Here is a 9,995-nt window from a genome sequence, read left to right on the forward strand (position 1 = left end):
CCCCTCGGGCGGGGCGGGATCCACCGGTCGGCCGAGTCCGGCCGACCGGTGGCCGGGATCAGCCGGCGGCGCCGCCCTTGCTGAGCTTGGCCAGGTCAGACGCCTCGACAACGTCGGACGGGGCCGGCTCGGCGGTTTCGACCGGGGTCCCGTAGTCCGTGTAGAGGACCGAGGTCTTGAACGTCCCGGCCTTGGTCTCGCCCATCTCGGTGCGCTTGACCACCAGCTGGTCGGCATCGACCCACACGTCGACCCGCTCGCTGGTGATGCCGGCCGTGGCCAGCTTCTGCTTGGCCTGGTCGAGCTGCTTCTGCGTCATGCCCTTGCCGGAGGCCTTGGCGATGTCGTCGGCGGTCAGGTTGCCCGTGTAGTGCGTGGTGGCCTTGCCGGCCACCGTCTCCTGACCGACCTCGTCGACCTTGCCGGTCGCGATCAGCAGCCGCACGCCCTCGACCGGGTCGGCGTCCTTGAACTGGTTGGTCGTGCCACCGGACGCCTTGGCCTGGTCGGCGGCGCTGTAGTGCACCCAGTGCTTGCCGCCCAGGGCCTCGAGCGCGTCACCGCCGATCCGCAGGTACATCCCGTCCTTGGTGAAGCGGTACGGCGCGGACTCGCTGCCGGTGAGCAGCGCGATGCCCTTGCCCAGCGGGGAGCCGGAGAAGTCCATGGTGAGGTCACCCTGGATGCCGTCGCCCCAGGCGATGGCGCCCGAGCCCTTCATGGCGATGTCGCCGACCGTGATGGTCTCGTCGACCTTCGCCGACTTGGCCGCGCTGGTCTTCTGGGTGACCTGCTCCAGGTAGGCCGCCGGGGTGAGCTTCTCCGGCTTCGCGCCCGTGGTCGGGGCGGCGGCCGACGGGGTGGCCGAGGTGGCGGCGGCCGTGGTCGGCGCGGCCGGGGCGGCGTTCTTGTCGTCGTTGTCGTTGCACGCGGTCGCGGTCAGCGCCAGGGCGGCGAGGACGACGACGGCGGCGGTCTTGCGGGTTCCAGCCATGATTTCCCCCCTTGAGGAACCCCGGGCGCGCGGTGCGCCCGGGGTGTAGCCGGTGCGTGTCGGCGGGGCCCGGTGCCGGGCCCGCCGGATCAGCCGAGCAGCTTGAGCAGGTCGGCCTCGGAGCCGAGGTCGCCGGCGGCCGGCGCCGCGATCGGGGCGCCCTTGCCGAGGTTGGAGTACTTGACGGTGACGGCGCCCTTGGTGCCGTTCTTCTCGCCGTACTCCTGGTACTGGACGAGCTCCTGCTTGTCGTTCAGCCAGAAGTCGATGGTGAGGGTCTTGCCGTCCTCCTCCAGCGACTTCTGGACGGCCGGGCGCTGGGCCTCCGGGAGGCCGGTCATCCCGGCCACCAGCACGGCGGTGTCCTGCTCCGCCCGCAGGTGGACGGTCTGGACGCCGTCCACGGCCTCCTGGCCGACCTTGGAGAGCTTTCCGCTCTGGGCCCCGACGGTGAGCAGGAGGACCGGGTTGAGCATCTGGCCCGCCGCCCGGAAGGTGGCGCCCGTCTCGTCGCTGGAGAGCTTGACCCAGTGCTTGCCCCCGAGGGCGGCGGCGGCCTCGTCGCCGCCGAGGTAGGCGTCCACGCCGACCACCCGGATCTTGAGCTTCTTGCCGCCCATGTCGCCGAGCAGGTCGGTGGACGCCTTGGCCGGGTCCTTCCAGTCCGCGTCGCCGGTGCCGCCCGGGTTCTCGGGGTCGGACGGGATCATGGCGACCTTGCCGTTGCCGGCCTTCTGCATCACCACCGCGGACGCGGCCAGCGCGGCCTTCGGGTCCCCGGCGAGCGCCGCCGCCAGCGGGTCCGCGGCCTTGGCCTCGGGCGCCTTGATCTCCCCGCCCTTGGCCTCGGCGGTCCTGGTGTCACCGGCCTTGGCGTCGCTGCTCTTGGCGTCACCGCCGCAGGCGGTGGCCGTACCGAGCAGGACGGCCACCGTCGCGGCGGCCGAGGCGAGGCGCAGAGCGCGCATGGAGCTACCCCCGTGGGATCCGTTCAAACCATGGAAAAGCCGATTGTCAGCTCTTCTCATGTTCTTTTCAGGCGGACTCTAACCGATGGCCGGAGGCCCCACGCACCGGATATCCCCTCCCGCGTCACCCGGCCGGGACGGGGGCCGTGTCCGCCGCCCCGGGCGCGGAGACATCGGTCGTGGTCACCGTGGTCCCCGCACTCCCCCGGACCGTCTCGCGCAGCCGCAGCAGCCGCATGCCGGGCCCGACCCAGACGTCGTAGCCGATCGACGTCACCCCCTGCCGGCGGTACCAGTCCAGCCTGGCGGCGTTCCGCTGCGGGCTCAACTCGGCGTCCTTGCCGAACAGTTCGGCCACGGGCGCGGAACCCTGGTAGTGCGCCGCGGTCACCCCGGCCAGCTGCTCGCCGCCGAGCGAGCCGAGCTTGACGCCCTGCGCGACCTCGTAGGCCCGGCTGCCCGGACCGGTGATCAGCGCGGTCGTCCAGCCGCCCGCGAAGCCGTCCGGGTCGGGGCCCGCCGCGGGGTCGACCGTCTCGGCGGTGCTCCGCTCCGCGTGCTTGGCCGCGCCGCCCTGGTAGACGAGGTCGAGCGCGCCGTCCTTCAGCGTCAGCCGCCCGCTGCCCAGTTCGTCGGTGACGGTCAGGGCGGCCTCGTCCGCGGCGCCCCAGACCAGCGAGCCGCCGGCGGTGCGCCGGCCGGCCGGGCCCTCCTGGACCACGTCGATCCGGGCGCCGCCGGCGTCGTCCAGCGCCTGCGCGGCCGCGAGCACCACCTGCTTGGGCGGCACCGGCGCCGGGCCCCCGGGGGTGCCGGTGGTCGGGGCGGCCAGCAGGCTGCACCCGGTGGTGGCGAGCAGCAGCACGGCCGCTGCGAGAACGGTGGGGCGAGGGGCGGGCGGCACGGCACACTCCGGCGGTCACAGGTTCTCCACGAGATCTGACCGGCAGAGCGTACGACGGTTCGGCCCGCCGTTCCCATCCCCGGATCCGCCCCGGGAACGACGGCGGGCCCGCACCCCCGGTGAAGGGGGCACGGGCCCGTCGTACGGACTGCTCTAGAGCACGGGGGCTCAGACCGCGGCCGGGTCCTCCTCGACGAGGAGGTTGCGGGTGCGGTTCGGGTCCACCTGGATGCCGGGGCCCATGGTGGTCGAGAACGCGGTCTTCTTGATGTAGCGGCCCTTGGCGGCGGACGGCTTGGCGCGGAGCACCTCGTCCAGCGCGGCGGCGTAGTTCTCGACCAGCTGCTCGTCGGTGAAGGAGGCCTTACCGATGATGAAGTGCAGGTTCGAGTGCTTGTCGACGCGGAACTCGATCTTGCCGCCCTTGATGTCGTTGACAGCCTTGGCGACGTCCGGGGTCACGGTGCCGGTCTTCGGGTTCGGCATCAGACCACGGGGACCGAGCACGCGGCCGAGGCGGCCGACCTTGCCCATGAGGTCCGGGGTGGCGACGACGGCGTCGAAGTCCAGCTTGCCCTTCGCGACCTCGTCGATCAGCTCGTCGGCACCGACGATGTCGGCGCCCGCAGCACGCGCGGCCTCGGCACGCTCGCCGGTCGCGAAGACCAGGACCCGAGCGGTCTTACCGGTGCCGTGCGGGAGGATCACGGTGCTGCGGACCATCTGGTCGGCCTTGCGCGGGTCGACGCCCAGACGCATGGCGACCTCAACGGTGCCGTCGAACTTGGTGGTGCTGGTCGCCTTGGCGAGGCGGACGGCCTCGAGGGGGGCGTAAAGGCGCTCGCGGTCGACCTGGGCGTCCGCGGCCTTCAGGGCCTTGCTGCGCTTCATGGCTGCTCCTGAATGGTGAATGGAGTTGTGGTGTCACGGGCCTGCGCGGGCCCTACCACAGGGGACGGCTGGAGCCGATCAGTCCCTGACGGGACGGATGATCAGCCCTCGACGGTGATGCCCATCGACCGGGCGGTGCCGGCGATGATCTTCTCCGCGGCGTCCAGGTCGTTGGCGTTCAGGTCGGGCATCTTGGTCGTGGCGATCTCACGGACCTGGGCGCTGGTGAGCTTGGCGACCTTGGTCTTGTGCGGCTCGCTGGAGCCCTTGTCGACGCCCGCGGCCTTCAGGATGAGGCGCGCGGCCGGCGGCGTCTTCGTGATGAAGGTGAAGGAACGGTCCTCGTAGACCGTGATCTCCACCGGCACGATCATGCCGCGCTGCGACTCGGTCGCGGCGTTGTAGGCCTTGCAGAACTCCATGATGTTGACGCCGTGCTGGCCCAGCGCGGGGCCGACCGGCGGCGCCGGGTTGGCCGCACCGGCGTTGATCTGGAGCTTGATAAGCCCCGTGACCTTCTTCTTCTTGGGAGGCATGTCTCTCCGGGTCCTTCCGAGAGGTGATTGCTGGTGCGTGCGGAACCGGGGCGACACCCGGCCGCCAGCACACACATCGGACCAGGCTAACGCGTCCGCGCCGCTGGACCAAAACGGATTCGGGGCGGGGCCCCGGGATCCCGTCCCCGGCCCCGCCCCGAATCCGAGGACGGTACGACTAGTTCTTCTGGATCTGGTCGAAGGAGAGCTCGACCGGGGTCTCCCGGCCGAAGATCTCGACCAGGCCCTTGACCTTCTTCGAGTCCGGGTTGATCTCGTTGATGGTCGCCTGGAGGGTCGCGAACGGGCCGTCGGTGACGGTGACCGAGTCGCCGACCTCGAAGTCCAGCACCTGGACCTCGACCGGGCGGACCGGCGAGGCCTTGCCGGCCTCCTTGGCGGCCTGGCGCTCGACGTCCGGGGCGAGCATCTTGACGACCTCGTCCAGGGTCAGCGGGTACGGGTCGTAGGCGTTGCCGACGAAGCCGGTGACACCCGGGGTGTTGCGCACGACGCCCCAGGACTCGGGGGTGAGGTCCATGCGCACCAGGACGTAGCCGGGGAGCTTGTTCTGGCGGATGGTCTTGCGGTCGCCGTTCTTGATCTGGACGACCTCCTCCTGCGGCACCTCGGCCTGGAAGATGTACTCCTCGACGTTCAGCGAGACGGCGCGCTGCTCCAGGTTCTGCTTCACCCGGTTCTCGTAGCCGGCGTAGGTGTGGATCACGTACCACTCGCCCGGCATGAAGCGCAGGTCCTCGCGGAACTTGGCGACCGGGTCGACCTCGTCGGCCGGCTCCTCCTCGGCCTCCTCGGCCTCCTCGACGGCGGCCTCCACGTGCAGCGCGGCCTCCTCGGCGGGCTCGCCGGCCTCGGCCTCGTCGTACGCCTCGACCTCGTCCTCGTCGCTGTCCGCGGCGTCCACGATCTGCTCGGCGGACTCGGTGTCGTCAGCCAGCTCGGCCGCGTCCAGCTCGGCGGCGACATCCGCCTCGCGGACGGTCTCGTCGGCGTCGTACAGGGGGGACTCAGACACGGTGGCGGCTTCTTTCCTGGAGATGGTGAAGGTGGCGCGCTCCTCGACCCGCCCGGCGGACGGCCGCTCGCGCGGGCGCCAGGTGAGGTCTCGGAGACTTCAACAGTACCGAGTCCACGGTAACCGCGCGTACGTCCGGCGCCGACAGCTCGACCCGGGCCGAGGAATCGGCCCGGGTCGGGAGGCTGTTCGAGAAGGTGGGGCGGCCGGTCAGCCGAAGACCCAGAGGCTCAGCTTGGAGAAGCCGTAGTCCAGACCGGCCACGAAGGCCATCACGACCACGACGAAGGTGACCACGACGGCGGTGTAGTTGGTGAGCTCGCCGCGGGTCGGCCAGACGACCTTGCGCAGTTCCGCGATGATCTGGCGGTAGAAGAGGGCCATCCGGGCAAACAGGCCCTTCTTGGCGCGCTTGCCGGACTTCTTCTCGCGGTTGCCGCGCTTGCCCGACTTCTCGTCGGCAGGCGTGGTCTCGGCAGCGCCGTCGGCACCCTCGGGGTTGCCGCTCTCAGGCGTTGCGGTGGAGCCCGTGGTCTCCGTCACTCGTCCTCACCTGAATCCGGGTCCTGCCGAACTTCGCCGCGCACCCGGTGTGGGCACGACCAGTCGGCTAGCGGTGCTGATCGGTGCCATCTCCGCATCAAGCCCGCTCACTCCTGTGGAGCGAACGGGCTGAAAACGGATCTAGCAGCAGGGCAAGAGGGACTCGAACCCCCAACCGCCGGTTTTGGAGACCGGTGCTCTACCAATTGAGCTATTGCCCTACGGTGCCTCGCGGCTCCGGTGGCGACCAACCTACCGCATCTCCCCCCGCTGTCTGCACAGGCGGTGAAAGCTCCGGTCTTTTTCGGCGGGCCGTCGAGCAGCGAGTGTACGTGGTCGAGGGGTGTTTGGTCGAACCTCTTTCTCCGGAGCGGCCGGTCCCCCGGCGGATGTCCGGTCCGGCGGGGCGCCCGCCGACGGATCGACGGGGCCGCGATCCGGACGGGAACGTACGGATGCCGATACCCCGATGCCCGGTAGGTCCCGGTTCTGCGACGATGCAGGCATGAGCGCTTCCACCCCGCAGCCCGACCAGTCCATCCGCCCCGCCGACCGCCGGGTCTCCGCCCGGATCGGCGCGATCGCCGAGTCCGCGACCCTCGCCGTGGACGCGAAGGCCAAGGCCCTCAAGGCCGCCGGCCGTCCGGTCATCGGCTTCGGCGCCGGCGAGCCCGACTTCCCCACCCCGGACTACATCGTCGAGGCGGCCGTCGAGGCCTGCCGCGACCCGAAGAACCACCGCTACACCCCGGCGGGTGGCCTGCCCGAGCTGAAGGCCGCGATCGCCGCCAAGACGCTGCGCGACTCCGGCTACCAGGTGGACGCCTCCCAGGTGCTGGTCACCAACGGCGGCAAGCAGGCGATCTACGAGGCCTTCGCGGCGATCCTGGACCCGGGCGACGAGGTCATCATCCCGGCCCCGTACTGGACCACCTACCCGGAGTCGGTCCAGCTGGCCGGCGGTGTCCCGGTGGAGGTCGTCTCCGACGAGACCACCGGCTACAAGGTCTCGGTCGAGCAGCTGGAGGCCGCGCGCACCGAGAACACCAAGGTGGTGCTGTTCGTCTCGCCGTCCAACCCGACCGGCGCGGTGTACACCGAGGCCGAGGCCGAGGCGATCGGCCGCTGGGCGCTGGAGCACGGCCTGTGGGTGCTCACCGACGAGATCTACGAGCACCTGGTGTACGGCGACGCCACCTTCACCTCGCTGCCGGCCCTGCTGCCCGAGCTGGCCGACAAGTGCATCGTGGTCAACGGTGTCGCCAAGACCTACGCGATGACCGGCTGGCGGGTGGGCTGGGTGATCGGCCCCAAGGACGTCGTCAAGGCCGCGACCAACCTCCAGTCGCACGCCACCTCGAACGTCTCCAACGTCGCCCAGCGCGCCGCCCTGGCCGCCGTGGCCGGCGACCTGGACGCCGTCGCCGAGATGCGCGAGGCCTTCGACCGCCGCCGGAAGACCATCGTGCGGATGCTCAACGAGATCGACGGCGTGTTCTGCCCCGAGCCCGAGGGCGCCTTCTACGCCTACCCCTCGGTCAAGGGCCTGCTGGGCAAGGAGATCCGCGGCAAGCGCCCGCAGACCTCCGGCGAGCTGGCCGCCCTGATCCTGGACGAGGCCGAGGTCGCGGTCGTCCCGGGCGAGGCCTTCGGCACCCCCGGCTACCTGCGGCTCTCCTACGCGCTCGGCGACGCCGACCTGGTCGAGGGCGTCAGCCGGATCCAGAAGCTGCTCGGCGAGGCCCGCGACTGACACCGCTCCGGCGCTGACGTCGTTCCGGCCCTGAGGTCCATCCGGCGCTGACGTCAATCCGACATACGGGATTCACCCGGCACACCGCCTCCTTTCACCCCTTCGGGGGATGTGAAGGAGGCGGTTCCCGTTCGGGGGCCTCATACGGCAGTATCGGTGAATGGAACGCCTGTTGAACCCGCGAGACGTCAGGGGCCTCCCGAAGGCCCACCTGCACCTGCACTTCACCGGCTCGATGCGGCCCGCCACCCTCCTGGAGCTGGCCGACAAGCACGGCGTCCGGCTGCCGGAGGCGCTCAGCTCCGGCGAGCCGCCCCGGCTGCGGGCCACCGACGAGCGGGGCTGGTTCCGCTTCCAGCGGCTGTACGACACCGCCCGCTCGGTGCTGCGGGACGAGGAGGACATCCGCCGGCTGGTCCTGGAGACCGCCGAGGACGAGCGGCGGGACGGCTCCCGCTGGCTGGAGATCCAGGTCGACCCGACCTCCTACGCGCCCCGGCTGGGCGGGCTGATCCCCGCGCTGGAGCTGATCCTGGACGCCGTGGAGCACGCCGCCACGGCCACCGGGGTGGGCATCCGGGTCCTGGTCGCGGCCAACCGGATGAGGTCCCCGATGGACGCCCGGACGCTGGCCCGGCTGGCCGTCCGCTACGCCGACCACGGGGTGGTCGGCTTCGGCCTCTCCAACGACGAGCGCCGGGGCCTGGCCCGGGACTTCGACCGGGCCTTCGAGATCGCCCGCAAGGGCGGGCTGCTGGCGGCCCCGCACGGCGGCGAGCTGTCCGGCCCGGAGTCCGTCCGGGACTGCCTGGACGACCTGGGCGCCGGCCGGATCGGCCACGGCGTGCGGGCCGCCGAGGACCCCCGGCTGATGGAGCGGCTGGCGGACCGGCAGGTCACCTGCGAGGTCTGCCCGTCCTCCAACGTCTCGCTCGGCGTCTACGAGCACCCCGAGGACGTCCCGCTGCGCCGGCTCTTCGACGCCGGGGTGCCGCTCGCGCTGGGGGCCGACGACCCGCTGCTGTTCGGCAGCCGGCTGGCCGCCCAGTACGAGCTGGTCCGGGACGTGCTGGGCTTCTCCGACGCCGAACTCGCCGAGCTGGCGCGCCAGTCGGTGCGCGGCTCGGTCGCGCCGGAGGCCGTCCGCAAGGAGCTGCTGGCAGACATCGACGCCTGGCTGGTGGACGGCCGGGCCCCCGCGGACCGGGCCGCCGTGCCCGCGTAGCCAGGGCCTGCCCAGAGCTCGGGAGACGCCCCTAGAGCTTGACGCCCACCATCACCGGCTCGTTCACCAGCTCCACCCCGAAGGCCGCGCGGACGCCGTCCCGGATCTCCCGGGCCAGCGACAGCAGGTCGTCGGCGGTGGCCGAGCCGCGGTTGGTGAGCGCCAGGGTGTGCTTGGTGGAGAGCGTCGCCGGGCCGCTCCCGTAGCCCTTGCCGAAGCCCGCCCGGTCGATCAGCCAGGCCGCCGAGGTCTTGGTGCAGCCCTCCGGGGCCGGGTAGGCGGGGGCGTCCTCGGCGCCCGGGCAGGTGCGGAAGGACTCGTACTGCGCGGCCGTGAGCACCGGGTTGGTGAAGAAGGAGCCGGCCGACCAGGTGTCGTGGTCCGCCGGGTCCAGCACCATGCCCTTGCCGGCCCGCAGCAGCAGCACCGCGGTCAACGCCGTGCCGACCGCGACCCGGTCGCCCTGCTCGACGCCCAGGTGCCGGGCGGTCTCGGCGTAGCGGACGGGGGTGGAGAGCCCGCCGTCGTCCTCCAGGCGGAACCGCACCCGCAGCACCACGTAGCGGTCCGGGTCGGCCTTGAAGCGGCTGTGCCGGTAGGAGAACGCGCACTCGGCGTTCGAGAGCACGACCACCTCGTCGGCGGCGCGGTCGTACGCGACCACCTCGGTGATCGACTGCGCGACCTCCTGGCCGTACGCGCCCACGTTCTGCACCGGGGTGGCGCCCGCCGAGCCGGGGATGCCGGCCAGGAACTCGATGCCCGCCAGGCCGTGGTCCAGCACCGTCCGGCGGACCACCTCGGACCAGGTCTCGCCGGCCGCGACCTCCAGCGCGGTGCCGTCCAGGGCGAAGCCCTCGGTGGCGATCCGCAGCACGGTGCCGGGGAAGCCGGCGTCGCCGATCACCAGGTTGGAGCCGCCGCCGAGGACCAGCAGCGGCTCGCCGGCCGCGTCGGCCTCGCGGACGGCGGCGATCACCTCGTCGTCGGTGTGGGCGGTCACCAGGCGGCGGGCCGGGCCGCCGAGCCGGAGCGTGGTCAGCGGGGCGAGGGGGGCGTCGTTTTCTACCCGGCCCAGGCCCAGGCCCAGGGCGGCTACCCGCCGCAGGCCGCGGGCTACGGCTACCCGGCGCCGGGCTACCCGC

Annotated in this window: 10 protein-coding genes and 1 tRNA gene; 2 read left to right on the plus strand and 9 right to left on the minus strand. The window is 71.9% G+C overall.

All coding sequences use genetic code 11. The features are described 5' to 3' along the window. Positions 1 to 58: 58 nt before the first annotated feature. The 8 genes from ABZW03_RS11390 to ABZW03_RS11425 all read right to left on the minus strand — a co-directional run bounded on the left by ABZW03_RS11390 (position 59) and on the right by ABZW03_RS11425 (position 6,093). Positions 59 to 994 carry a hypothetical protein gene (locus tag ABZW03_RS11390; RefSeq protein ID WP_355255054.1) on the minus strand — a complete coding sequence of 312 codons (936 nt, stop codon included), beginning with the start codon at positions 992 to 994 and terminating at the stop codon, positions 59 to 61. A gap of 89 nt (positions 995 to 1,083) precedes the next feature. Beyond that, positions 1,084 to 1,962: a hypothetical protein gene (locus ABZW03_RS11395; RefSeq protein ID WP_355255057.1), complete on the minus strand. Its 879-nt coding sequence runs from the start codon at positions 1,960 to 1,962 to the stop codon at positions 1,084 to 1,086. 124 nt (positions 1,963 to 2,086) lie between these two features. Beyond that, positions 2,087 to 2,866, minus strand: coding sequence for a hypothetical protein (locus ABZW03_RS11400; RefSeq protein WP_355255060.1), 780 nt, complete (start codon positions 2,864 to 2,866; stop codon positions 2,087 to 2,089). A 168-nt stretch (positions 2,867 to 3,034) separates the two neighbouring features. Beyond that, positions 3,035 to 3,757: a 50S ribosomal protein L1 gene (gene rplA / locus ABZW03_RS11405; protein WP_207809814.1), complete on the minus strand. Its 723-nt coding sequence runs from the start codon at positions 3,755 to 3,757 to the stop codon at positions 3,035 to 3,037. A 101-nt stretch (positions 3,758 to 3,858) separates the two neighbouring features. Beyond that, entirely contained in the window at positions 3,859 to 4,293 is a 435-nt protein-coding gene (rplK, locus tag ABZW03_RS11410; protein ID WP_030290442.1) for a 50S ribosomal protein L11, read from the minus strand. 178 nt (positions 4,294 to 4,471) lie between these two features. Then, positions 4,472 to 5,329, minus strand: coding sequence for a transcription termination/antitermination protein NusG (nusG, locus tag ABZW03_RS11415; protein ID WP_355255064.1), 858 nt, complete (start codon positions 5,327 to 5,329; stop codon positions 4,472 to 4,474). A 210-nt stretch (positions 5,330 to 5,539) separates the two neighbouring features. After that, on the minus strand, positions 5,540 to 5,872 hold the full coding sequence (secE, locus tag ABZW03_RS11420; RefSeq protein WP_355255067.1) for a preprotein translocase subunit SecE: 333 nt from the start codon (positions 5,870 to 5,872) through the stop codon (positions 5,540 to 5,542). 148 nt (positions 5,873 to 6,020) lie between these two features. Further along, positions 6,021 to 6,093: transfer RNA gene (locus ABZW03_RS11425), tRNA-Trp, on the minus strand. 284 nt (positions 6,094 to 6,377) lie between these two features. Here ABZW03_RS11425 and ABZW03_RS11430 point away from each other — a divergent pair. Next, positions 6,378 to 7,625, plus strand: coding sequence for a pyridoxal phosphate-dependent aminotransferase (locus tag ABZW03_RS11430; RefSeq protein ID WP_355255070.1), 1,248 nt, complete (start codon positions 6,378 to 6,380; stop codon positions 7,623 to 7,625). A 160-nt stretch (positions 7,626 to 7,785) separates the two neighbouring features. Continuing rightward, positions 7,786 to 8,850 (plus strand): adenosine deaminase, encoded by a 1,065-nt coding sequence (locus ABZW03_RS11435; RefSeq protein WP_355255073.1) that lies wholly within the window; start codon positions 7,786 to 7,788, stop codon positions 8,848 to 8,850. 31 nt (positions 8,851 to 8,881) lie between these two features. Here the strand turns inward: ABZW03_RS11435 and ABZW03_RS11440 are convergent, their stop codons facing one another. Next, positions 8,882 to 9,934 carry a UDP-N-acetylmuramate dehydrogenase gene (locus ABZW03_RS11440; protein ID WP_355255076.1) on the minus strand — a complete coding sequence of 351 codons (1,053 nt, stop codon included), beginning with the start codon at positions 9,932 to 9,934 and terminating at the stop codon, positions 8,882 to 8,884. Positions 9,935 to 9,995 lie beyond the last annotated feature (61 nt).

It is taken from the genome of Kitasatospora sp. NPDC004799, from assembly GCF_040609095.1.
In the GTDB taxonomy this organism is placed as follows: Bacteria; Actinomycetota; Actinomycetes; order Streptomycetales; family Streptomycetaceae; genus Kitasatospora.